The organism is Niabella yanshanensis, from assembly GCF_034424215.1.
Classification (GTDB): Bacteria; Bacteroidota; Bacteroidia; order Chitinophagales; family Chitinophagaceae; genus Niabella; species Niabella yanshanensis.
Window position 1 is genome coordinate 407,388 of the sequence record NZ_CP139960.1, and the last position, 25,592, is coordinate 432,979.

The following is a 25,592-nucleotide window of genomic DNA, read 5'->3' on the forward strand; positions in this document are numbered from 1 at the left end:
ACCATCACTAATACTGTTTTAAACCTTAATTAATTTTTTTCAAGTCTTAAAAACTGCATATGATACAAACCTACAGGCGGTGCCAATGCACCGGCTACCTTTTTAGTGCCCTAACGGTTATAATCCTTATCTTTTCCGGACTGTCGGCAACAGCACAACAGTCGCAGATTTCAGGAAGTGTAACCGATGATAAGGGTGCTGCACTTCCCTCGGTAACTGTTTCCGTAAAGGGAAAAGGTATTTCTACCAAAACCAATGAAGAGGGACATTTTGCCATAGCTGCCCGCATCAATGATGTGCTGGTATTTTCAGCTGTTTCCTACCTTACCCGGGAGGTAATCATAACTGCTGCAACCGAATACCAGGTGGTATTGGCCACTAATGCGGTTGCCATGAGTGATGTAGTGGTAGTGGGTTACGGTAAAAACTCCAAGCGAACGCTTTCCAGCGCTATTACTTCGATTAAACCCGAAGACCTCAACCGGGGCGCTATCGGGGATGTAGGCCAGTTACTGCAGGGTAAGGTGCCCGGGTTGAATGTTACAGCCAGCGGTGATCCCAATCGCCCGGCCGCTATGATCCTGCGCGGCCATTCTACCATCAACAGTCCCGGCGGCCCTTTTTATGTAATAGATGGAATACCAGGAGCTGATATTAATGGCGTTGCGCCTGATGATATTGCCTCCATGGATATTTTAAAAGATGCATCGGCAACGGCTATCTATGGAAACCGGGCCTCCAATGGTGTGATCATGGTTACAACCAAAAAAGGAAGAGCAGGCAAATTGCAGGCAGCATATAATGGCTATATAGGATTTGAGAATGTAAGCAGCAGCCTGGACCTGATGGATGCGGCTGCATTAAGAGCTTATTCTCAAAAAAATAATTATACGCCCAGCACTAATGATGACAAGGGGGCTAATACTAATTGGATGGAAGCCATTCAGAAAAAATCTGCTTTATCACATAACCACAACATTTCATTTAGCGGTGGAACTGAGAAAAGCATGTATAGCGCCAGCCTTAACTATCTTAAAAAAGAAGGGATCATACTGCAAAGCGACCTGGAGCGCGTGATCGGGAGGATCAGCGCAGAACATCATGCACTCAACGACAGGCTGACATTAGGTTTAAACATCATGAGCAGTAACAGCAAGGCGTCCAATGTACCCTTGCAAAATATGGTGTTTCAGCAGGCGGTGAAGTATAACCCCATGTCCCCCGTATATAACGAAGACGGAACATTTTTCGAGAACTTTAATAATACACAGTATTTTAATCCTGTTTCCATTATTAAGAATGCGGTTGACGATACCAAGTACGGATCTTTACAAGGTAACTTTACTTTAGAAGCGAAGCTGCCTTTTAATTTAACATACAATGCCAACCTGTCTTACCAGCGCAGTACCTGGCTGCATGGCGAATATTATAATAGCTACTATTCTCAAAACTACAGCACCGGTAGTTTTTATACCAATGGCGATCCGGGTGGTGGCCGAAGCCTGCGGAATTTTTATTCGAATGGCCTGGCTTACCGCAATTACTATCAAAATACTTCCAAAACCTTCGAAACCTTCCTGACCTGGGGTAAGAAATTAGGGCTGCATAATTTAAAAGCGGTGCTGGGTTATAGCTGGCAGCGAAATACCAATAACGATGGTTTACAAACCAGCCAGACCAATTTCATTAATGATTATACCACTTATTACAATCTCCGGTTGGGTAACTATCAGACTGTAAAAGGCTTTGCCGTGGATTACGGTGGTTCTATTTATGAAGAAACCAATTTTATTTCAGACTTCTTCCGTTTGAATTATGATTTCAATGAAAGGATCTTGTTACAGGCGTCTATAAGAAGAGATGGAAGTTCGGTGTTTGGTAAAAACAAAGAGTGGGGCTATTTTCCTGCAGCCAGTATCGCCTGGCGTATTTCAGAATCAGCGTTTATAAAAAATGCCGGATTTATCAGCGATCTGAAGCTTAGGTTGAGCTATGGTGCAACCGGTAATGCATTCGGGTTGGGCGCTTATAATGCACAGCGTCTTTATGACAAATCCGGTACTTACTACAGCGATGGGGTGTTCGCTGCATCCTTTAGATCAACGCAGGGCTCTAACCCTGACCTGCAGTGGGAAGTTACAGCTACCAAAAACGCAGGCCTCGACTATGGCTTTTTAAAAAACAGGATAACGGGTGCTATTGATATTTATGAAAAAACTACAACAGACATGCTGTTCCGTTACAATGTAGCGCAATCGATAGATCCCAGCGGGTGGTTATGGCTTAATGTTGGTAAAATACGCAATCGCGGTATTGAATTCAATGTTAATATTGCCGCGGTTAACAAGAAGAACTTTACCTGGACTACCGGCTTGAATCTGGCCAGCAATAAAAATGTAATTCTTGACCTGAAAGGTCCTGAACAATATGGCGTAAATGCAGATTCTACTTACTACACACAGCTCGATGGCCCCGGCGCTACCGGCAGTCGTTTACAAATACTGACGGTGGGTGGTCCTTTAGGACAGTTCTATTCGTTTCAATATCTGGGCAAAGATGCTTCAGGAAATTCATTATTCCTGAAAGGTGACGGCACCGAAACCACAAATCCTACCCAGGTTTCAGACTATCATTATCTCGGCAGCCCACATCCCAAATTGATGTATGGGTTTAACAATAGTTTCCGTTACAAAAATTTCGATTTGAATTTATTTTTGAGAGGTGTAATAGGCAACAAAATATTCAATGCTACCCGAGCCGATCTCTCGTATGTATTTACTGCCGGCCAAACCAATATCAGCCCGTACGCAGCTGATGATGCCAGAACGGATTCCAGAAATAATAATTATTCATCAAGATATGTAGAGAACGGATCTTACCTGCGATTTGATAATGCTACATTAGGTTATCGCTTTAACTTAAAAAGCGATTACTTCAGCAACCTGAGATTATATGGTACCGTAAATAACCTGTTTGTTATTACAAAATATAAAGGTATTGATCCCGAAATTAATCAGGGTGGCGCATCGTTAGGGGTAGACTATAACAGTTTTTATCCTAAAACACGTACCGTTCTTATCGGTGTATCTGTTGGTTTTTAACGATTAAAAAGCATTTTATGAATAATATTTTACAACGATTATTAATAGTAATAGCGGCAGGTTTAATTATGAGTTCCTGTCATAAAATTGAGGTAACCCCTAATTCATTATATACTGAAGATGTGTTTCCGAAAACAGACGCTGAATTTCAGTCGGTATTAGGCACCATTTACACCAGTCTGCGGGGTCATTATTCGCTTGCTTATTGGTTTGCCCAGGAGCTGAGCTCCGATGAGGCAATATTGCCCGTGTATGGCGGCAACTGGTTCGACGGTCAGGGTTATATACAACTGCACCGGCACGACTGGAACAAAGACCATGGGTGGATCACCACCGTATGGAATGATGCCAATTCTATAGCCGGACTTTGTAACCAGACCATGTATATATTTAAAAATGCTCCTGAAGGCGAAAGTAAAAATACGGCGATTGCTGAGCTGAAAACACTGAGGGCATACGCTTACTGGGAGCTGCTTGACATGTTTGGCAATGTGCCCCTGGATACGATTTACCCCAGTCCGGGTGTACAGGCTAAAGCTACAAGAGCCGAAGTATATAACTTCGTAGTGTCAGAATTGCAAACAGCCCTGCCATTTTTGAAAACGACTACAGGAAGTACAACATATGGGAAGGTGACCGCCTGGATGGCCAATGCTTTGCTGGCCAAGATCTACCTGAATGCTGAAGTATACGCTGGTACTGCAAAATACAATGAATGCATTGCGGCTTGTGATGCCATTATCAGCTCAGGAAACTTTGCGGTAGAGCCAAGGGTATCCTACTTAAGCCAGTTTTATCCCACCAACGGTCCGGCTTTCAAGGAATTTATCTTTGCCATACCTTACGATCCATCTACCGATAACGGGTATTTATATCATGCCCGCTATGATCTTAACCGCAACCTGGGTATCAAGTACCGTTATTCCGGAAGCACACCTGGTAGCTATTCCTTTAGCCAGATCATACTGAACCAAACCACCGGCAACGGATTGATCAATGCCAGGCCAAGCGGGCCACGCGCTACGCTCTCCAGCTTTTATAATAGCTATTTTAGAAATGATGCGGGTGATATTCGTAAAGATCAATGGTTGGTAGGTAATCAGTTTTGGTCGGACGGTAGCCCGATGATGGTGAGAACCACCAAGAAAGGATATGATCAGTTTTACACCGGCGCTGATGGTGGCGACGCTTATACTTATCAGTTGTATATAGATTCTGTTATCAGAGCAAGGCAAACCTTGGTGTCTATAGACCTGGGTAACGATGAAATAGCCTGGAATATGGGTATACGCAATATCAAGTTTCTTCCCGACGTCAATTCGTCCAGCCGCAATCAAAGTAATGATGCACCTATATTTCGCTATTCGGATATTTTGCTGATGAAGGCTGAAGCTATTCTTCGTGGCGGTGCAGCTACTTCCGGTCACACCCCTTTGTCTCTGGTGAATATGGTGCGCAGCAACAGAACCACTTCAACCCCCTGGACCTCTGTTACTCTGGACGATTTGTATGCAGAAAGGGCACGTGAATTTACCTGGGAGTGCTGGCGCCGTAATGATATGATCAGGTTTGGCAAGTATGAAAATGCTTATGGTTTTAAGAGTAATGCCGATACCTACCGTCGTATTTTCCCCATTCCCACCCAGGCCATGAATACTAATCCGAAATTGGTGCAGAACCCGGGCTACTAATCATAAGCAACTACAGGAGGTTCCGGGTGTGAAGGCGGGGAATCTTCTTATTTAGTATATTTAATTGAGGTATTTGTTTGATGATGAGGTTTTCATAATCATTAAGATATGGTTACGGCCGCAAGTAACAGCGGAGTTATTATAAGTAAGCAATAAAAAATAGTTATTGAAAAATATCGATAATGATCAATCAATCATTCCGGGCAAAAGGCTTTTGTCTCTCGATGCCTTAAGGGGATTTGATATGTTCTGGATTGTTAGCGGCGAAGGTATATTCCATGGAATTGCCGAAGCTATACAGCAGAAGAATGGATTGGTGCAGGATTCGCATACCTGGCAAATTGCCATAACCAGCAATCTCAGTTTATTAGAAAAGATGCTGGTGGGCATTAGCAACCAGTTACACCACTCCGTGTGGAATGGCTTTACTTTTTACGATCTTATTTTCCCGTTGTTTATTTTTATTGCCGGCGTTAGCATGCCATTTTCGTACGCCAAACAATTGGCTGCCGGACCAGGAGCTAAGCGAAAGATTTATAGGGTACTGATAAAACGAACGCTCTTGCTAATATTGCTCGGCATGATCGTGAACGGGTTATTGCAATGGAAGCCTTTTGAAGAAACCCGTTTCGCCAGTGTGCTGGGACGTATAGCTTTGAGTTGTTTTTTTGCAGCTATTATTTATTTGAATGCATCGTTTCGCTGGCGTATTGCATGGCTTATCATTATTCTTCTGGGCTATTGGACGGCAATGACGTTTATACCGGTTCCGGGCTTTGGCGCCGGCATGTTAACTCCCGACGGTAATCTGTCAGCCTATATAGACCGGTTGTTCTTACCGGGAAAACTGCATCGGGGTGTTTACGATCCGGAAGGGTTGCTATCGACCATTCCTGCCATAGCTACGGCTTTGCTCGGCATCTTTACCGGAGAAATGCTACGCAGTGTCCGGTATACAGCTACAAAGAAGGTATTGATTTTATCTCTTGCGGGCATTTGCATGATTCTTACCGGATTGGCATGGAATACCGTGTTTCCTATCAATAAAACCATCTGGTCCGGCTCATTTGTTTTATATGCGGGAGGATGGAGTTTGCTGCTATTGACCCTGTTTTATTTTGTAATAGATGTACAGGGTATTAAAAAATGGGCCGGGCCTTTTGTTTGGCTGGGTTGTAATTCTATATTGATATATATGGCGGCACACGGCCTGGTTAATTTCCTGTCAACCTCAGAATTTATACTGGAAGGGATAACCCGGCGGATGGATGTCAGGTGGCATGATGCAATGTTATGGACGGGCGTTGCACTCATTCAGTTTGCTGCGCTTTATGGCCTGTATAAGAAAAAGATATTTTTAAGATTGTAACAACGATAAGCTTCACTCATGCATACACTATTGCCTGCCGACTATGTGGTTTTCTTTGTGTACTTTATAGCAGTAGCTGCTTACGGCTATTATATCTATCATAAGAAAAAGTCGGGAACGATGAGTTCTAATGACTTTTTCCTGGCCGAGGGATCGCTCACCTGGTGGGCTATAGGTGCGTCATTGATCGCATCCAACATTTCGGCCGAACATTTTATAGGAATGAGCGGCTCAGGCTTCGCGTTGGGCCTCGCTATATCCACTTATGAATGGATGTCTGCCGCTACACTTATCATTGTTGCCGTATTCATTATTCCGTTGTACCTGAAGAATAAGATATTCACGATGCCGCAATTTTTGGCTAAGCGGTATAGCGACCAGGTTAGTACTATTATGGCGGTGTTTTGGCTGCTGGTATATGTGTTTGTAAACCTTACCTCTATCATCTACCTGGGCGCATTGGCCATATCTTCCATTTCACCGGTGAGTTTTGAGTGGAGCATCGCGGGATTAAGTGTCTTTTCTGTTATTGTTACTTTAGGGGGCATGAAAGTGATCGGGTATACCGACGTGATACAGGTACTGGTATTGCTGATAGGCGGTTTGGTAACTACCTACCTGGCACTCTCTTTACTGGCAGACAAATTTGGGTTGGAAGGCAATGTACTTGAGGCGCTCGGTATATTGCGAAAGGAAGCTCCTGATCATTTTCATATGATATTCGATAAAACCAGTCCGCATTATAAAGAGCTGCCCGGTATGTCTGTTTTAATTGGGGGCATGCTCATCAACAACCTGGCGTATTGGGGTTGTAATCAGTATATCGTTCAGCGTGCGTTGGGTGCTGATTTGAAGACAGCCCGCAATGGCATTTTGTTTGCTGCTTTTCTGAAACTTTTGGTACCCCTTATCGCCGTGCTACCGGGTATCACCATGTATGTGATGCATCAGAATGGCATGTTCCAGGAGGAAATGAAAGATGCAATTACGGGCGCTGTTAAACCCGATCACGCCTACCCAACGCTGATGAATCTCCTGCCCGCCGGTTTAAAGGGAGTTGCTTTTGCGGCACTCACCGCGGCTATAGTTGCGTCGCTTGCCGGCAAAGCCAATAGTATATCCACTATATTTTCTTTGGACATTTACAAAAAGTATTTTGATAAGAATGCCTCTGATAAAAAGGTGGTGCGGGTAGGCCGGTACGCCGTTATTATTTCGATGTTGATGGCTGCTATCGTAACACCTGCGTTAAAATCGCTTGACCAGGCTTACCAGTTCATCCAGGAATATGTCGGCTTTTTTTCTCCGGGGGTGCTGGCCATATTTTTGTTAGGCATGTTCTGGAAGCGCACCACGGCAACCGCCGCCTTATCAGGAGCATTGCTTACTATCCCGGTATCCGCTATCTTAAAATTCCTGCCCGTATGGACTCAGGGCGCGTTCCCTGACTATCCTTTCCTGGATCGGATGGCCATTACTTTTTTTATAATAGCGATCTTGATGATCGTGATTAGTTTACGAAGGCCCGCAAGCCAGGATAGTAATGCTATCAGGGTTGATAAAAGCTGGTTTAAAGTGTCCACAGAATTTGTAATCGGCTCTATATTTATTGGCGGTATTTTGATTGCTTTATACACGGTTTTCTGGTAGCAGGTTTTTCTTTAAAATAAAAGCATGAAGAGAAGTGATTTCTTAAAAATAGGAGGAATGGCTGCATTGAGCCCATTCATTGCAAAGGCTTCAGGCGGCAATGGCCCGATATCTGTAGACACCGTGCTGATGGGCAGATTGATCCGGGCTAATGACGATCAGGCAGCGCTATTGATGAAATCAATCGAAAAGGATAAGCTTCGGTTTAGCCGGCTGATCGCCTACAATATCGCAACCTTAGCAGCGGCATATAGTGCAAAAGACTCTGTCTATTACCATCATAAGGCTGTTGTTGAAAAACTGGATATCCTGGTCAAATTTCTCGCAGCTGCACAGTCGGAAGATGGAACCGTTAATGCAGGTAACCTGGAGTCGCCGCCGGATACCGCTTTCTTAATAGAAATACTGGGCCCTGCCGCTTCTATAATGCGAAGGGATCATAGCAGTGACCTGCAAGAGGTGCAGCAGGAGTTAAAACAAATAATGCTAAGGGCAGGCGAAGGATTAGTGACAGGAGGTGTTCATACCCCCAATCATCGCTGGGTGATTTCAGCAGCATTGGCCCAGATCAACCACTTATACCCGAACCGGAAATACCTGGACCGTATTAATGACTGGTTAGGAGAAGGTGTGTTTACAGATGCTGACGGACACTACCCCGAGCGGAGCGGTATTTATTCAGGCGTTGAAAATGCGGCGTTGATAACGATAGCCAGGCTAACCGGCAAAGCTTATCTGTACCAAGCCATAAGAAAGAATTTATCAATGTATGCTTATTACATCGAAGCCAACGGAGATCTGGTTGGTAACGACTCAAGAAGGCAGGATCAATACGAGTTTGCGGCGAAGCCTGCCACAACGCTTTATTTGTCCTACCGCTATATGGCTATTCACGACCAGGATAAGCATTTTTCAGCTATTGCCCGAATGCTTGAAACCACCGACTCCTTTAATAAAGATATTTTGAGCCGGGCGCTGTTTAACTTTCTGGAAGATGCAATATTGCAGCAGCAATTGCCTGCGGCGACACCCTTACCTGATCGGTACGAGAAATTATTTTCGACCTCGCATTTATTAAGAATAAAAGATAATAATACATCTGTCACATTATTTGGTGGTGTGGACTGGCCGTTGATTATAGCTTCCGGACGATCCAATTCTCCCGATTTTTTTTCCTATAGAAAAGGGAATGCTATTCTGAAATATATGCGATTGTCATCCGGTTTTTTCAGTATGGGGTATTTTTATAGCGATGGGCTTAAAAAAGAGGGAAATAGCTACGTGCTTAGGAAAAAACTTGAAATACCCTATTATCAGCCTTTGCCTGGGGAAAACCGAAAAACAGATGGCAATTATGAATTATCTCCCAGTATCGACGGACGTTTCTGGAATAAAATGGATTTCAGTAAGCGGCCGGCCAGTAATGTGAAAACATTGGAGACGATAGTTCGTTTAACTGAGAATAAAGGTGTCGTGCAACTCGAATTCCAGGTAAAAGGAATGCAAGGTGTGCCGCTTACCATAGAAATGTGTTTTAAAGAAGGGGGGGCGCTTACCGGCCTGCAGGCTGCAGATGTCAATGGGAACTTTTTTTTAGAGCAGGGCATAGGCGAGTACCGTAATGGCAAAGATCTTATTAAGTTTGGACCCGGCACGGTTAGTCATAAAGGAGTAACCCATCTTGAAGGTGAACGTTATAGCACTCATTTCGGAACCTTACGAACTCCCGGCGAGCACGTTTATATTACAGGTACAACGCCCTTTAAGCACATCCTTATTTTTAGTTAGAGAATTTACCAAGCCGTTTTACAACTAAAAAAGCTACTGTTAATGGTCACTAACAGTAGCTTGCGTGTTGATCTTCGCGGGGTACGGATCAGGAAATAAGATTAAAGTACTGATAGTTCTTCTTCCAATACTTCGTTAAGGGGTAAACTCCACGCTTCTGCAACACCCTTGTACAATACCTTCCCATTAGCAATATTCAATCCTTTTTCCAACTCTTTATTCTCTCTGCATGCAGTTTGCCATCCTTTATCTGCTAATTGCAATGCGTAGGGCAATGTAGCATTGGTTAGTGCAAGAGTAGAGGTGTAGGGTACGGCGCCGGGCATATTGGCTACGCAATAATGAACGATATCGTCAATAATAAATGTCGGATTTTCGTGCGTGGTAGGTGTGCAGGTTTCAATACAGCCACCCTGGTCAACAGCAACATCAACCAGCACGGTTCCGGGGCGCATCTCCTTGAGCATCTCCCGCGTGATGAGTAATGGCGCTTTAGCCCCCGGGATTAATACTGCCCCGATGATCAGATCCGCATCCTTTATCATAGTCCTGATATTATAAGTATTGGACATCATCGTAGTTACATTCGCAGGCAGGATATCAGCAAGCTGGCGTAGCCGGGGTAAGCTGATGTCCATGATAGTAACCTGCGCACCTAATCCTGCAGCCATCTTTGCAGCCTGGGTGCCTACTACGCCGCCGCCTAAAATCAAAACCTTGCCCGGGGGAACACCTGGTACGCCGCCTAGCAGCACTCCACGTCCCTTCAGTGGTTTCTCAAGGCTTTTTGCTCCTTCCTGAACAGACATACGACCAGCAACTTCAGACATTGGTATTAATAGGGGCAGGCTTCCGTCCTTTTTTTCCACTGTTTCATAAGCCAGGCAAACCGCGCCGCTTTCAATCATGGCCATAGTCAAGGGTTCAGATGAGGCGAAGTGAAAGTAAGTGAAGACCAACTGGTCTTTTTTGATCAGGCTATATTCCTGCTTAATAGGTTCCTTGACTTTCATGATCATTTCCGCAATTGCATACACTTCTTCAATAGAATCCAGGATGGCAGCCCCCGCAGCTATATATTCATCATCGCTAAAGCCACTGCCCGTCCCGGCATTATGCTGTACATACACTTCATGACCGCGACCTGTCATTTCGGCCACACCAGCGGGAGTTAAAGCTACCCGGTTTTCATTATTCTTTATTTCTTTAGGAACCCCTATGATCATATTTGAATTAATTTGATACAAAATTATTTACAGATAAAAAGTTTCTTTATTATTTTAAAAAAATAATTATTTTTTTCTGATTAACGGTATCAATTAAGAAAAAAAATCTAAATTTATAGGAGAATAGGATACGAAAAAGAAAAAATGTGACTACCGTCTTTTAAAACAAAAATGCATTTAATGTATGATGCCCGACGAAACGGATAAAAAAATCCTGCGTCTTTTACAGGAAGATGCTCATCTTACTTATAAGGACATCGCCAGGAAGATCAACCTATCTTTGACTCCGGTTCACGATCGCATCAAGAAGCTGGAACGGGAGGGCGTAATTCAAAAATATGTGACAATTTTAAATAAAGATAAACTAGGCAAACAGCTGATGGTGTATTGCCAGGTAAGTCTGGCCAAGCAAACCTTTGATATCTCCGAAGTATTTAATGCTGCAATCAGAAACCTGCCTGAGGTGGTAGAGTGCAACCTGATTTCGGGAAACTATGATTACATGTTAAAAATAGTAGTGCCGGATATGGAAAGCTATCATACCTTTCATCAGAAAAAGCTATCCACGTTATCTGAAGTTTCCCTGATTAATACCGTTTTTGTAATATCTGAAGTAAAGAATTCCTTTGCATTACCCATTTAGTATTTGATTTGCTTATAATGGAAGGCAATATATGCAGTTCATAATTGAATAAGAAGATCCTGTAAGTTTTAAGGCAGTCGAATCATAAATGCAAACGCCTGTCACCGCCACGATTTGTACTACTTTTACCTGTGAATAATAAATTAATGACTGCTTTCTAACCCCTTTTTACAATGATAAAAGATTTAATAACGATGGTGCGTGTCCTGAGGCAGGTAATGATACTTATGTTACTGGCGTTTTCATCAGCGGTTTATGCACAGTTAAGCACGCCCGGGGTGTTTTAACTCAGCATGATTTTTCAACAAGGTGTCAGAGTTCCTGTTTGGGGGTCATTGAAGAAAACGCAGTATTGTATGCCATAATGTTGTAGTGGGTGAGGTTTGGGTTTGTTCGGGTCAGTCCAATATGGAATATCGTATGCAGCGTTATCCAACCTATGCTCAACCCTTGAAAGGAGCTAACCTGGATGTTTTAGAGCTGCGAAAGCCGGAGAACGCCTCGATAAGAGTTTATAACCGTTCGCGCAACGGAGGTAGAACATCATGGAGTAATGCTAATGAAGAAAGTTTGAAGGCAGCATCTGCCGCAGGTTATTTTTTTTCCAGGACTATACAGGAAAAGCTTAATACACCAATCGGTATTATTACAGCTGCTGTTGGCGGTACCCATATTGAAGCATGGACGGCCCTGAGCGATTACCAGCGGTCGCCCATATTTAGACCGATGCTGGAAGCAAATAGTGGACTGGTTGACGGGCAAATGCCGGGCGCCTGGTATGACGTAATGATAGCTCCTTTGATACCGTTTGCTGTCAAAGGATTTTTACGGCTTGAGGTGGTTGAAATAGCCGGGTCTGATCATCAGTTTCATCCTGCTTTGGCAAAAATTCGGGGTAAGAACGAAGTACTTGTATTTCATCCGGAGATAAAAGATCCGCTGAAAGTTCGTTTGGGTTGGTACGAAACTGCAGTACCCAACCTGGTCAACGCTGATCAGTTACCGGTTACTCCGTTTAAGACAGGTTTCCAGGGGCGGTGAAAAGCTACTCAAGTTGTTTGCCCTCATCAGTTCCGTAAGAAATTAATCCCTTTTACGAAACTATGACTCCTTTTTACGGTAAGTGAACTGCCCGCTCGCGGCCATTTTTGCAAAAAAAATATTGTAAAAATGAGAAATCGCAACTTCAGCTGGCTAAGATTATGCACAGGTCTTATTTTCGGACTTCCCTATATCTGTATTGCTCAAAGCAATGACATTGAAATGAATGTAAAATTTCACCCTGTTTCAAAATATGTTCCTCCGCTGGATAGCGCTGCTAAAACAGGTAGCAGCAGGCTTATTGAAACGGCGTTTAGCGCTCATTTTGGTTTATATCAAAAGATCGACACCACTAACGGAAGGCTAAAACTATTGAATGGAGCGGTCTTCGGGAAGCACACAGCACTGTCTAACACTGGATTTAATGAACAGGTCCTTCCCGAAGACCTTTATTCCGTTAGCGCTGCTGTTTCCTTTTATTCAGTTTTGAACCGGAAATGGGCTTATACATTATTTCTGAATTCGGCGCTTAATTCAGATTTTCTTTCAGTGGACTATAATGATGTCTTTCTTACGGGAGGGATACAGTTTATCAGGAACTTCTCGCCAAAACTCAGGTTGGGATTTGGCATTATTATTCATAATAACCTGGGCAAACCGATGTTCTGGCCCGGATTGTCTGTTTACTGGCGTTTTGGCGGGCGATTCAACTTTGATATACGTGTGCCCGATGAAGGACAGGGATTGGCCTATACCGTTGCAGCAGGCTACCAGTACAATGATAGGCTCAGGTTTGCTTTTGCATTTAAACCTCAGAATATTTCCTACGATGTAAAGATGAGAAAAGCTATAAATAACCGGCTGATGAATTTCTGGCAGCTGCCATTTGAATTGTCCGGTACTTATACTAAAGGACATTTTGGATATACAGCAAACCTTGGTTTCTCTGCTCTCAGGAGCTTTGCCTATGCGGAAAAGGACCTAAGAAATATGTTTACAAAATATCCTTATCATGGCTTGAATGCAAATCTTACATTTGGTGCAGGCGTAAGATATACTTTCTAAATATTATTGAGCTTTATGACAGATGAAAACCGTGAGGATACAGATAATATCTTTAGGATAGAAACTGATTAATCCGCAATTGAAATAGAAAACGTGATTTGTTATATGCAGTACTTAGGTTACAGTTGTGAGCGATTAGGGTAGCTATTTAAAACAGCCTATAAAAGAACAGTACAATAAATTTTAATAAAAGGTATTGATTTTAAAATACACCATATGGAGCATCAGCTAGTTGCCTATTACAGGCTTGAGCTGGCTATTTCACATCAACAGGAAGTAGAAGAATGGATGGCTCAAAGCGCCTGTCATCAGAAAATATATGCGCATACTATTCGTATCTGGAAAGAAAGCAGGATAGATTTAGGCAGTGTGTCATACTGTAAAGAGCATGCCTGGCGAAGATTGCAACAGGTAATCCATCAATTGCTTTGATGCTGATGGTACTATTCATCTTTACAAGCGCCTGCACGGGCAACCGGATGAAATAGTTTTTATTTTACGGGGTCCAGAATTGCTTTTTTTACTTCACACAACATATTCCATCGTTGTGTTGCGATAACCGGTATGAGTTGTTTTGATTTGAGCAACGCTAGATTTTCCTGTACAAACAACGGCGCGTTGGTGTAAGTGGTAGCTGCGTCGATCTTCACTACCTGGGGAATAGTAATTTCATTAAAGAATTTCTCAATTTCAAAAAGTTGTATATCGGTAAATGTCATGGCTGCAAGATAAGGAACGAGGGGACTTGTTACGCCACTTTGGTTAAATTCCCGCTAACTATTCTTAATATTCTTACAGCAGTATACAATCCTTAATACTTCAACCGGGTGAATGCATCTTTATTGTACCACGAATGACTTGCAATAAGTGGTTTATTGACCTGTTATTGCACGTAAAGTGTTGGATACAGGGTTTCCGGTAGTACCTAGGTGACGCTGTTACTGCCATGATACATTATAAATCCTCTGTCCTTGCTAAGGTATTGCTTTATTTTTTCAAAAGCCATTTGCAGATCACCGGCAATTACTTCTTTCAACTCATCGCAATCCGGCATAAACCCAAGAATCCAGCTCTTAGCATCTTTGACAAGCTTTGTCAGCAATTCAAAAAAAACACCTTCTTCTTCAAAAATAGCTACCGGTGAAAGAAGATCCCCGGTATCTTCGTGTCGTCATAATCAATAGAGATAGATGGCCATTGCTGATGCCGGAGATCTTGTGGCAGATGAGTAGAAACAAAAAAAGGAAACACTCCCTGCGTTAAATTAAAATACCCATACTGTGCCTGTACGAGGTCCTGCGGGTATAGTAAACCCTGCCATTGAAGTACCTCTCTTTTAAAATGGATATCCGGAATGATATGATTATCCGTTAATGCCGTTCGGGCTATGACTGGGTGTATCTGTAAAGCATTATTTCGCAACAGGGTAATAACCATCCCGTGATCCTAGGTAGTTACGGCTCTTTTCCGAAAAGTAGTGCTGGTGAAAAGAGCAAAATAGCCTGCAACCTGTAACTTTATCGGATGTTAATCAAGTTGAAGCGTTTCGTTTTTTTGCTGATATCCTTGTTTTGCGCAGTTGTCACGCGGTCTCAAACAATAAACGGAGATGGAATAGATCCTGCCCGATATATAGGCCGGGACGTTTCCTGTTTCATAGATACTACGGCACAACTAACATTGCTACAGGTACAAGAGGCATATAAAATTAAACAATTCAGAAAAGGGCGTACCGATATATTAAATCTTGGCAATACTTCCGCAGCCATATGGGTACACTTTTCGTTAAAAAGAACGCAAAAGATCGCCAACTACCTGGTGGTAGATTATGCTAACATAGAACAGGTAGATTGTTATATCAGTTGGGATAGTCAATGGAGCCATTACAAAGCAGGGTCATTAACCGATGCCTCCAACGGAGTCAGGTCTACCAGTCAGTATATTTTCCCGATTAACTTACCTGAAGACCAGGAAACAGCAGGAATATGGCTTCGGGTTAAAAGCAGGAATATAATGCTCCTGCCTTTGCAACTGGCCCGGGCCGACAATTTATACCTTATAGAAAACTCAGGTAACAGGGTGGTAGAACTTTGCTTTGTAGGCTTTCTCTTTGCACTATTGATCTTTCACTTGTTCCTCTACCTTACTGTCAGGGATCCTGCCTACCTCTATTACTGCTTGTATATATTATCCCTGGGTATTTATACAATTGGTTACCTCAGCGGGCATATTTACCTGCTGGGCGATTCTATTAAGAATTTCGTTTATAATTATCCGCACATTTTCTTTTCCATCGGCTTTGCAACCTCCATTTTAATCACCAACAGGTTCTACAATATCCGGTCGATATCGCTGAATCTTTTCCGATGGACCAATATATTGCTTGGCGGCCTCTCTGGCTTGCTGCTACTAAGCGCTTTTGGATTTAAAGCCCAGGCGGCTATGGGGGCTCAGGTTTTTGGCCTGCTGGTGCCCTTAACTTTAATTATTACGAGTGTGTACGCTTACTGCGCTGCACGTAAAGCTGTTGTTTACCTGGGGGCAGCCTGGTTAACCTTTGTAGGTGCGGTTATTTATTACGTGCTTTGTCTCCAGGGAATATTGACGTTTCACCCTTATAGTCCTCTGATCCTTCAAAGCGGCGTTTTGCTGGAATTTATGCTGCTGGCGCTGGCGCTGGGCCGTCGATACCAGACTATCCTTGAACAACAAAGAAGGGTTGAGGCGGATCATTTCAAACTGATGCAGATACATAATAATGAACTGGAGCAGGAAGTATCTAAACGTACTGAGAATTTAAAGGAAGTGATCAATCAGCTTAAAGCTTCTGATGAAGTCAAGAATAAACTTTTTTCAATTATTGCGCATGATCTTAGAACACCTTTTAATAGTTTGCTGTCGATATTGTCAACAGATGTCATCGATCTGCTGGACGAAGCCGAATTGAAAATGGTGCTTCGTTCCAATAGCAACCACTTTCAGCAGCTAAAGATAATGCTGGATAATATTCTTCATTGGGCCCGGTCCCAGATGGAGGAAGTACAGATAAACAAAGAGCATTTTGATATCATCAAAACAACCAACTTTCTGGCAACTGTTTATAAACCGATAGTGGAAGCAAAAGAAGTAAGTATACAGATAAGTAGCCAAACCGGATCTCAATTTTGTATAGCAGATAAAAATCATATCCGTTTAGTACTCAGAAATTTGCTGGATAATGCAGTTAAGTATACCAATCCCTCCAGTAGTATTTTAATAGAAATTGATCAGGTATCAGACGCGGTACGTTTTAGCATTCAGAACAGCTTTATAGAATCCAATAATGACGGCCAAAAGGCGAGAACCACAGGATTGGGAATTAAGTTGTGTGAAGATTATCTAACCAGAAACGGAAGCTCGCTTAAGAAAGAAGTACTGGGTAACATTATAAGATTTAGTTTCCTTCTGCCTTCTGCTGACTTGAATTAAACGATAGCTAAAATTTATAAGGATACCTGATTTTATATCACCGGAAGGTATTAGAAAAAAAAATTCAATGCTCTTGGGAAAGATAAGGTTACCTTTGGCTGGCAAAATATGAGAGCCCTTTATTTGCACCTTCTAAATACAAATGAACGTCAGTAAGCTTATTCTTATTGTAGACGATGATTACGTTTACAAATTAGTTACGCGAAGGATGATTAGTCTCTGCTGCAGCAATGCAGAAATTATCTTCGCTGAAAATGGCCGAGAAGCCATCGATATACTCCAGGGAATGATTCAGGGTCCGTCTCAGCGCCTGCCGGATATTATTCTGCTGGATATTGAAATGCCCGAAATGAATGGATGGGAATTTTTGAGAGCTTTCTCTTCACTACCCGGGCAGGCAGTTAAGGATATTAAAATATATGTGGCCAGTTCTTCAATTGATGATCTGGACCGGGAGCGAACGCGAATTTACCCCGCCGTAAAAGAACTGCTCGTTAAGCCCTTTTCTGTTAATAAAGTATCAGGCATCATCAACGGTGGAAGCTGATTCCCGTTATGTTAAAGTTTCATTTGCGACGGCAATTGAGGAGAACAGGACCTGAGATGCTTTAAGAGAATGATTGCCCCGGTTGAAGTTGATCAGCACTTCCTTCATCATTTTTCACATTTTTATCTTGTTCGCTAAGATAGCCGGTACGCGCTATTTTGGCGGTTTGATGATGGCCGGTATGGCTCCACCCCGGAGGCATAATAATATATAGCAGTTTATTTTTTATACCGGGTGCTTTAACAATATCTTTCCACAAACATACAATTTCACCGAAGTAAGCATCCAGTATATTGTTTTGGTTGATCTTCCTGGTAATGCCATATTCAATTTTGATCTCACTCTTTTCATCCTGGTAAGTTTTGAACACCTTATCCCATATATTTAACAGGTTGCAGAAATTGGTATCCATATATAAAGGATTGCGCGCATGGTGAACACGATGGTGAGAGGGAGTCAGCAGGAATTTTCCTAAAAAACCTAAACGCCCGTTTTTAATGATATTTTCACCAACATGTATAAACGATCCCCAAAGCCCATCAATAAACATTATCAAAAATAACAACGGCGGGCTCACGCCCAGTATGATGCAAATTGAAGTGCGGATAACATCGGCATAAGGTGCTTCCAGGAAAAAATGTGCAAAATTTACGAACAGGTTCATCTGCTGCGGTGCGTGATGGGTGGAGTGGAGGCACCATAATATCCTTACCTTATGTGCCAGAAAATGATAGACGAAATGGGCAAACTCCCAGATCACATATCCATATAAAAGCCAATACCAGGTGATATCTGTTTTGAAAATGGCCCATTGCTCGAAAAGGCCAATACAAAACCCCACGGCTGCTATGGAGATAAACCTGGATATAAACCGGTTAAGCACAAATACCATAAAGGATAGCTTATAATCTTCGATCTTAAATCGTTTGTACACAATGGCCCTGACAACTTCTATCAAAAGCAGCAGCGGTATGATGGGATAGATCAGGTTTTGAATTCCTGCCCAGGTAGTGAGTGAGCTGTAATCATTTTTCTTCACCATTTCTATGATTCCGCCAATACCAAAGAAACCGATGAACTCATTGTACAATGTTTCAAAAATATTCATATGCATAGCTGTTATCGCCTCACTAATTTAACCATTGTTTCAATAAATAACAAAAGGTGCCTTTTTGAGACACCTTTTATTAAGTATAAAATGATATTACCACCATCTCGGATCGCCGATGGTCCTTCCCTGAGCATTGGCTCGTAAGGGGCTCGTTGCATTTACAGTGAAGTCTCCGTTTTCTTTGTCCTTGTATTGGGGATCATATGAAAAAGGATATTCTTTTATAGAGTTGGGATTAGCGTGATTGGCATCATTCATAATAAAACCTGGCGTCACTTCAGTCCAGACAGTATTGGGGTGCCTGAGTTCCCAGGTATGTATTGGCATGTTAGATGAGTTGCTGCCATATATAGTTGACTTGGATCGGACCTTAAAAAAGTTGGTGAAGGCTAATCTCTTTTCAAAATTGTTAGCGGTATAAGCAAAATTAAGGAAGAAATTTCCGCCAGATGTCAGGTTTGAGAAAATGTTGTTTTCGAAGATACATTTAGATGGAGCTTTAACCGCTTTAAAATCGAATCCGCCCGCGGTGAAACTGCTGTCAACCGTATTGTTTTTGAATGTGAAGTCGATAACATTATTGGGATTTCTTTCTGCATCAATCGCAACAAAGATCTTATTAGCCAGGTAAAACGTTGAGTTGCTGATTACTGCTTTCTTAAGCTGTGCAGCTCCTATATTTAATACTCCTGTTTCGTTATCTGCACCTAAATGATGAAGAATAGAATTATTGATAGTTACCGATTCCATCACTTTACCAGTGCCACCATTCAGGTTAAATAAGCCCGTATGGTAATTACGAACGATACAGTCGTCTAATTTCAGCGAAACCAGGCTTTGACTGTTGCTGTGATTGACTACCCAGTCGTTCCATTGATGGTCAGCTGCGTCAGGTAGCTCCTGCTTATAATTATCCAGCCTTGCGCCTGAAATTTCAAGGCCTTCCAGATTAAGGCCGGAAAGAGCTCCCTGCAACGACAACAATCTTGTGTAGAATCTGGGTTTGGCTTTTACTCCTTCAGCAGCTTTAATAGTAATGATTTTATTGTCGATGGGGATTTCTATGGTTGCATAATTATAAATGCCTTCGCTGAGTAAAAGAATATCGTTGTTCCTGGCCGCTTTAATGGCATGAACCAGGTTGCTGTAAGGTTCCAGCTTCCAGGTGTTACCTTCAGGCTGTGCATGAGTTGCAAAAGTTTGTGTACCTAGAGGAAATTGGTCATTATAGATGGTAGCAACATATTGCATGTTGGCCGCCAGCGACGATACGGATGTTTGCCTGGCATTGAGATCCTGTGCTGACAGGTTGTGCCTGATTACTGCACCTTTAAATGGACGAAGTTCCATATGAGTTATCTTCCGGGATTGGCTACTACCTGACTCCTCCAGGTTGCTCCAGTTGAAGGTTACACCATTGGCTGTTACTTTATCCTCTGCAATCGAGTACAGAATATTATTTTCAACCGTTTCAAAGCTAAGCGTGGTCCAATCAGAGAATAAGCCATGCTGGCCTGAAGCTGCCCGTACCCGTACATGGTAAGTTTCTCCAAGGGGTAGCCGCCAGAAACTATGTTGATGGATGTCGCCATTAACTTCAATGTTTTCATTGATCACCGAAAAATCAGCCATACGCGACAGCTCCAGCTGAAATGCATCATAACCACCACCTGATGGCTGCCAGGTAAGGTTAACCCTGCCATCAGATATGGCATATTGCAGGTTGCTGACAGGCTCGGGCTGGAGCGGGGTCGATACTTCTTTCCGGCAGGAAAAAAGGGACACAAAAAGACATAGGTACAGCGCAAGGCTGTTTAATTTTAGATATTTCATATGTAAATCGTTTTGCTAAAAGTATCGCGAGCCGGCGGGCATTTCAATAGAGGAAATCGTGCAAGAAATGTAAATTATTCCTACATATTAAAACAAGATTAAGAAACCGGAATCTCCATTAGAAAACAGGATAAATATGCTGCGTTTGATTTGAGAAAAGATTGAAAAGGGCATATCGCGGCATTTGTTTTAGAGCAGATTTATAAAAACTAACACCTGATTTGATCTGCCGGGTGAACAAATAGGTCATAAGGCAGGACAAGGCAGGTTAGCAATGACGAAGCAATGTGCTAAGTTTATACCTATAATTAATACGGTTGCTGCAACTTCAGTGGTATAGCGCTTTAGGTTTATTTCCTGTGTCGTATAAAGCTGAGGATGCTTCAGTTACACATTATGTCAAACAACTGTTGATGCTTCAGAGGTGTGAGACAGTCAGTATAAAAAATATCAAAGAACAACGTTAAACAAAATAATAACTATGAAAGGGCTGATTTCACTATTGTTTTTTCTTGCATTTCGCTGTTTGGTTTATGGGCAAGCTGCCCTCTCAGATAGCAGCGTGTGCGCTGGTATATCATTGGAGACAATAGAAGCTACATCTTTTCTTGGCCGCTGTGATAGCAACAAAAAAATCCCGTTGATCATTCCAAAGGGTGAGACCTTCATCATTACCGCGGTGGATTCCTGTAAATCCCAATCGGCTACCCGATTCCTATATGTTATCCGGTACAAAAAAGATTTTTTTGTGGTAGATACTACATTGGTTAAAACAATAAATCCTAACGTCTTTAATCAATTCAGGTTAGTCAGAGATAAGTTTAAGTCTATGATGTATGGTGTATTTGCTGAGCATGTTCTTTTGAATCCACAGGATCTGGATAAGATCGATGAGGTAGATAAGAAGTTCCTCATTGCAACAATTGATATCATAAAGCGTCAAAAAAAACGGCTACTATCAGAGGGAAGTGACATAAACTAATGCTTATAAAGCATCCTATAAATGCTTCCGTTAAATACTAATTTCAGCGTCCCGGATCAGTCCCCCGCAGATACTGGTTCATCGGGCATTCACCTCCTATTCTTTTCATCTATTCTGCTGCTCAGGAAGGTAATGGCGGAGATATTGACCTAGGGAAAACACATTCAGGGTTCTATACCCTGTGTCCTATGCCATATACCAATTGTCAGTAGTTTTTACAGTATCCTCCTTCATCGGGCCGTTGTTTTATGGAAAGCAATTAGCTGGGTGAGTGGGTATGACTGTCAATTGAATAGTCTAACGTTATCACAGATTCCGGAATATTTTCAGATTTGGCTTTTAAGTTTGTAAAGTTGTGAAGTGTTAAATGTCGTCAGGCCCCGATAAAGAAACCTTTAACAGATATTGCCGGTTTTTCATAACAATATGTATAGTTTTTGCAGGCAGCCGTTAACGTCGAAACACTTCAATCCATTAAAAAAGTATAAAAACGAGAGATTACAAAATATTCTAAAATGCAACGATTGAAATTACATGCTATAGGTTTATTCGCAGCTTGTTCCTTAGTTCAGCCATGTTTTTGCCAGACAGGAACACAGAAAGAAGTGGCCGGTATAACACAAACCAATGCAACCACCAGCAGGGCAGCTGAAATAACTCAGAAACTAACAACACTTACTGAAAGTGACCGTTCCTCCATACAGGCTATATTGAATAATCATTTCGAGGCGCTTCAGGTCATATTTGACAACCGAAAAATTGCTATGAAAAAAGCTGAAGGGAGTACGACAGATAAAGAACTGGCCGCCGCCAGGCAGCAAACAGCCTGGAATGCAGCAGTCGGCCAATTAAATAAAGCTTACGTGAATTTTTTGGGCAGTATATCCCGGCACCTGGGCGAAGAACAGGTGGAGGAGTTAAAAGATTTGATGACCGAAGGCGGCCTGCAAAATGAGTTTGACAGGTTTTTGGTACTGTTGCCCGGTTTGAAAGAAGTACATAAGGCGCAAATTACAACCTACCTAAAAGAAGCAAGGGAAAATGCTATGGTGGCCGAAACTGCTGATGTGCGTAGTGATTGGTTTATTAAATATAGGGGTCGAGCCAATAATTACCTGGCCGCGGCCGGCTTTGATTTGCGTAAAGCAACTGAAGATCTGGAAGCCAGGGGAAGAGTGATCAAAAAATAATGATCTCCTTTTAATTGAAGTTAAAAATCATTTTTGTTATGTCTAGTATGTCAGGGAGGATCACGTTGTTCATATCGATTGTTTTTATTACAATATCAGGCCAGGCACAATCCTTTGATAGCAATTATATAAGTGTTGTTAATGACAGGGCTTTTAAAATTGCCCGGGAATTAAATATTGGAGATTCCACGAAGTTTTATATCGTAAGAGACAAAATTGCACGGCAATATATCAATGTAAGAGTACTGGATGAAAAGCTGGAAAAACAAATAAGTACCATCAAAACAAAGACGGCTCAGTCATCTTTGCTACAAACAGAATTGGAGGCAGTTCGTAATGAAGCAGGGAAGGAACGGAAAGCGATCAATGCTGCATTCGTTCAATCTTTATCAGAACAGCTCAATAGTCAGCAAATTGATAAAGTAAAGGACGGGCTTACATTCGGTTTGTTTCATGTAACCTATCATGTTTTTATGGATATGATCCCGTCTCTTAAAAAAGAAGAAGAGGCGTATATTTTCAATTCGTTAATAGAAGTACGGGATCTGGCAATGGCATCCGGATCCAGCAAGCTAAAAGAAACATTATTTGAAGAGTGCAGGGCAAAAATCAACAGCTATCTTACCACGAGGGGATATAACCTGAAACTAGAACGGAAGAACTGGTACACAAAAACGGATGCACTGGTAAAATAACGTTGGAAACATTACAGGCAAACACGGTTAATCAACAACACAATTATAAATTTTAATGAAAAAATCTATCTTCTGGCCGCTGGCAGCAGGACTGTTAATTTCTATGACGCCAGGTGTTAAGGGACAGAATGGTCTGCCGGCGAATCCTGATAAAGCGGTGTCAGGGCAAATTCCTCCACATCCGCCTGTACTTCCGGAGGATGCTATTCCGGCTTTTCCCGGTGCATGGGGAGGTGGTATGTATACCAAAGGAGGCCGTGGCGGTAAAGTTATTACTGTAACTAATGTTAATGATGCCGGCCCGGGAAGTCTTCGGGCTGCATTGGAATCTAAAGGTCCGCGGATTATCGTTTTTCGTGTGGCGGGCACCATAAAGTTGAAAGATGACCTTTTTGTCAACGACCCTTACGTGACGATTGCAGGTCAGTCAGCTCCCGGTGATGGCATTTGTATAGCAGGAACCCTTAATATCAATACGCATAACGTGATCATAAGGCATATCCGTGTACGTCGTGGCGTTTCAGAAGGCGGCCAGGGGGATGATAATATTGGAGGGTACCCCGAACATCACATTATTATAGATCATTGTTCAACCAGTTGGGGTATGGATGAAAATATTTCTCTTTACCGGTATATGGCGCCATCAAAAGACGGCAAAACAAAAATTAAAACCAGCATCAGGAACCTTACTATTCAGTGGACCATTTCGAGCGAGGCGCTTAATGCCAAGAACCATGCATTTGGGGGTACCTGGGGCGGCAACCCTGCTACCTTTCATCATAATTTGTTTGCGAGCAATACAGCCAGAAATCCATCCATTGGTATGTCTGGCCCCTTTGACTTCCGGTATAATGTTATCTTCAACTGGCGTCATCGCTCTATCGACGGGGGAGATGAAACCTCTACCATTAATATAATGAATAATTATTTCAAGCCCGGTCCTGCAACCCTGGATGATGTACGTGGGGCATTTGCGCGCCTGGAACTGCGTAATGGCCTGTCACCGGCTGGCAGTTTAACAAAGGGCACCTGGTATCCAAAAGAGGAACCAAGGCCTGGAAAATGGTATGTGGCCGGCAATATCATGGATGGAAATGAAGCTGCAACCGGCAACAACTGGTTTGCAATCCAGCGCACCAGGGAGCCTGGTAAAGGCGGCAATATCGACGGCGACGAGCTTAAAGCCCTGGCGAGGGTAAATACACCATTTGAAGCCTGGCCGGTGGCACCCCACCAAACTGCAGATGTTGTGTATGAAGCGGTGTTATCGAAAGTGGGAGCTACATTACCCAGGCGGGATGCAGTCGACAGGCGTGTAACAGAAATGGTACGTACAGGTAAACCTTTGACCGAAACAGGCATTATTAAAGATATAGCAGAAGTAGGTGGTTACCCAACGCTTACATTTAAACCGTCGGAACTAGCAGCTGACACTGATGGCGATGGAATGTCTGATGCATGGGAGCTCAAATACCAGCTAAACCCCAAAAATGTTAAAGATGCGGCTTTGGACACGGATGGCGATGGATATACGAACGTGGAGGAATTTTTAAACGGAACCAATCCGCGGGAAAAAATCGACTACCGAAATTTAGACAACAATATCGATACTGTTAGTTAAGTTAATTTCAGTTGACCTTCAAATACTGAAATAGATACTTTAGATAATATTAAGACTGTTATTGGTCTCTAAATCTCACATTCATCGCTTTCAGCGAACTGATTGTGAGATTTATTTTTTTGCTATATTTGCCCCGCATAACTTAAAGAAAATGAACATCAATGCAGTCTATCCTGACTTTCAGCACGAAGCCCATGAATTAAACAGGTATATTGAAGCTTCCGGAATTTTCAGTATTTTATTAAAGTGTGGTGACATTATTCATCACAGACCGATGCATGTAGAGGATTTCCGTAACTGGTTGAGCAGCCATGATATTGTGGATCTGCGTAGTAACGAAGACTGATCGATAGCGGTCAGGTAACCTTCGGCTCCGATATTTTTGTATAAATGATCGGTATGATATCTCCTGCAAAAATTCGGGGAACAGGCAGCTCATTGCTGGCGCTATTTATATCTTGTTTTTTATACGCAAGACCAGCTTTGTTATTATTTCCTGCCGGGGATAAATTGTTTTTTACTGTTGACACACTGTTGTCACAGGCAGGGTGGAGTTTTGTGTTATCAATCA

Annotated in this window: 21 protein-coding genes; 16 read left to right on the forward strand and 5 right to left on the reverse strand. The window is 42.5% G+C overall.

Features of this window, described 5'->3' with window-relative positions; genetic code table 11:
* Positions 1 to 59: 59 nt before the first annotated feature.
* The 5 genes from U0035_RS01415 to U0035_RS01435 all read left to right on the forward strand — a co-directional run bounded on the left by U0035_RS01415 (position 60) and on the right by U0035_RS01435 (position 9,599).
* On the forward strand, positions 60 to 3,101 hold the full coding sequence (locus U0035_RS01415; protein WP_114792724.1) for a SusC/RagA family TonB-linked outer membrane protein: 3,042 nt from the start codon (positions 60 to 62) through the stop codon (positions 3,099 to 3,101).
* A gap of 17 nt (positions 3,102 to 3,118) precedes the next feature.
* Entirely contained in the window at positions 3,119 to 4,792 is a 1,674-nt protein-coding gene (locus U0035_RS01420; RefSeq protein ID WP_114792725.1) for a RagB/SusD family nutrient uptake outer membrane protein, read from the forward strand.
* Positions 4,793 to 4,958: 166 nt separating this feature from the next.
* Positions 4,959 to 6,161, forward strand: coding sequence for an acyltransferase family protein (locus tag U0035_RS01425; RefSeq protein ID WP_211316535.1), 1,203 nt, complete (start codon positions 4,959 to 4,961; stop codon positions 6,159 to 6,161).
* A gap of 18 nt (positions 6,162 to 6,179) precedes the next feature.
* A complete protein-coding gene (locus U0035_RS01430; RefSeq protein WP_114792726.1) occupies positions 6,180 to 7,811 on the forward strand; it encodes a sodium/sugar symporter in 1,632 nt (543 codons plus the stop codon).
* A 24-nt stretch (positions 7,812 to 7,835) separates the two neighbouring features.
* Entirely contained in the window at positions 7,836 to 9,599 is a 1,764-nt protein-coding gene (locus U0035_RS01435) for a hypothetical protein (RefSeq protein ID WP_114792727.1), read from the forward strand.
* A gap of 101 nt (positions 9,600 to 9,700) precedes the next feature.
* Here U0035_RS01435 and ald read toward each other — a convergent pair whose 3' ends face one another.
* The gene (gene ald, locus U0035_RS01440) at positions 9,701 to 10,825 is read right to left on the reverse strand and encodes an alanine dehydrogenase (RefSeq protein ID WP_114792728.1); all 1,125 of its coding nucleotides are present in this window, start codon (positions 10,823 to 10,825) and stop codon (positions 9,701 to 9,703) included.
* Positions 10,826 to 11,009: 184 nt separating this feature from the next.
* Between ald and U0035_RS01445 the strand changes: the two genes are divergently transcribed.
* The 4 genes from U0035_RS01445 to U0035_RS01460 all read left to right on the forward strand — a co-directional run bounded on the left by U0035_RS01445 (position 11,010) and on the right by U0035_RS01460 (position 14,006).
* A complete protein-coding gene (locus U0035_RS01445; protein WP_114792729.1) occupies positions 11,010 to 11,468 on the forward strand; it encodes an Lrp/AsnC family transcriptional regulator in 459 nt (152 codons plus the stop codon).
* 372 nt (positions 11,469 to 11,840) lie between these two features.
* On the forward strand, positions 11,841 to 12,509 hold the full coding sequence (locus U0035_RS01450; RefSeq protein WP_162817998.1) for a sialate O-acetylesterase: 669 nt from the start codon (positions 11,841 to 11,843) through the stop codon (positions 12,507 to 12,509).
* A 129-nt stretch (positions 12,510 to 12,638) separates the two neighbouring features.
* Positions 12,639 to 13,574 carry a DUF6268 family outer membrane beta-barrel protein gene (locus tag U0035_RS01455; protein ID WP_114792731.1) on the forward strand — a complete coding sequence of 312 codons (936 nt, stop codon included), beginning with the start codon at positions 12,639 to 12,641 and terminating at the stop codon, positions 13,572 to 13,574.
* A 216-nt stretch (positions 13,575 to 13,790) separates the two neighbouring features.
* Complete coding sequence (locus U0035_RS01460) at positions 13,791 to 14,006, forward strand: hypothetical protein (RefSeq protein WP_114792732.1); 216 nt, start codon at positions 13,791 to 13,793, stop codon at positions 14,004 to 14,006.
* 59 nt (positions 14,007 to 14,065) lie between these two features.
* Here the strand turns inward: U0035_RS01460 and U0035_RS01465 are convergent, their stop codons facing one another.
* Together U0035_RS01465 and U0035_RS01470 are read right to left on the reverse strand one after the other, a co-directional pair.
* Positions 14,066 to 14,293 carry a DUF6965 family protein gene (locus U0035_RS01465; RefSeq protein WP_114792733.1) on the reverse strand — a complete coding sequence of 76 codons (228 nt, stop codon included), beginning with the start codon at positions 14,291 to 14,293 and terminating at the stop codon, positions 14,066 to 14,068.
* A gap of 415 nt (positions 14,294 to 14,708) precedes the next feature.
* On the reverse strand, positions 14,709 to 15,011 hold the full coding sequence (locus U0035_RS01470; RefSeq protein WP_114792734.1) for a hypothetical protein: 303 nt from the start codon (positions 15,009 to 15,011) through the stop codon (positions 14,709 to 14,711).
* A gap of 87 nt (positions 15,012 to 15,098) precedes the next feature.
* On the opposite strand from U0035_RS01470, the gene U0035_RS01475 reads away from it, so the two are divergent.
* Both U0035_RS01475 and U0035_RS01480 read left to right on the forward strand, forming a co-directional pair.
* The gene (locus U0035_RS01475) at positions 15,099 to 17,042 is read left to right on the forward strand and encodes a sensor histidine kinase (RefSeq protein ID WP_114792735.1); all 1,944 of its coding nucleotides are present in this window, start codon (positions 15,099 to 15,101) and stop codon (positions 17,040 to 17,042) included.
* 142 nt (positions 17,043 to 17,184) lie between these two features.
* Positions 17,185 to 17,589: a response regulator gene (locus tag U0035_RS01480; RefSeq protein ID WP_114792736.1), complete on the forward strand. Its 405-nt coding sequence runs from the start codon at positions 17,185 to 17,187 to the stop codon at positions 17,587 to 17,589.
* 61 nt (positions 17,590 to 17,650) lie between these two features.
* Here the strand turns inward: U0035_RS01480 and U0035_RS01485 are convergent, their stop codons facing one another.
* Positions 17,651 to 18,697 carry a sterol desaturase family protein gene (locus U0035_RS01485; RefSeq protein WP_114792737.1) on the reverse strand — a complete coding sequence of 349 codons (1,047 nt, stop codon included), beginning with the start codon at positions 18,695 to 18,697 and terminating at the stop codon, positions 17,651 to 17,653.
* 96 nt (positions 18,698 to 18,793) lie between these two features.
* Positions 18,794 to 20,533 carry a fibronectin type III domain-containing protein gene (locus U0035_RS01490; RefSeq protein ID WP_114792738.1) on the reverse strand — a complete coding sequence of 580 codons (1,740 nt, stop codon included), beginning with the start codon at positions 20,531 to 20,533 and terminating at the stop codon, positions 18,794 to 18,796.
* 640 nt (positions 20,534 to 21,173) lie between these two features.
* Between U0035_RS01490 and U0035_RS01495 the strand changes: the two genes are divergently transcribed.
* From U0035_RS01495 to U0035_RS01515, 5 genes are all read left to right on the forward strand, one after another.
* Entirely contained in the window at positions 21,174 to 21,515 is a 342-nt protein-coding gene (locus tag U0035_RS01495; protein ID WP_327138716.1) for a hypothetical protein, read from the forward strand.
* Positions 21,516 to 22,030: 515 nt separating this feature from the next.
* Complete coding sequence (locus U0035_RS01500) at positions 22,031 to 22,705, forward strand: DUF3826 domain-containing protein (RefSeq protein WP_114792740.1); 675 nt, start codon at positions 22,031 to 22,033, stop codon at positions 22,703 to 22,705.
* A gap of 38 nt (positions 22,706 to 22,743) precedes the next feature.
* Positions 22,744 to 23,400 carry a DUF3826 domain-containing protein gene (locus tag U0035_RS01505; protein WP_114792741.1) on the forward strand — a complete coding sequence of 219 codons (657 nt, stop codon included), beginning with the start codon at positions 22,744 to 22,746 and terminating at the stop codon, positions 23,398 to 23,400.
* A gap of 55 nt (positions 23,401 to 23,455) precedes the next feature.
* Positions 23,456 to 25,021: a polysaccharide lyase gene (locus U0035_RS01510; protein ID WP_114792742.1), complete on the forward strand. Its 1,566-nt coding sequence runs from the start codon at positions 23,456 to 23,458 to the stop codon at positions 25,019 to 25,021.
* 151 nt (positions 25,022 to 25,172) lie between these two features.
* Complete coding sequence (locus tag U0035_RS01515; RefSeq protein ID WP_114792743.1) at positions 25,173 to 25,367, forward strand: hypothetical protein; 195 nt, start codon at positions 25,173 to 25,175, stop codon at positions 25,365 to 25,367.
* Positions 25,368 to 25,592 lie beyond the last annotated feature (225 nt).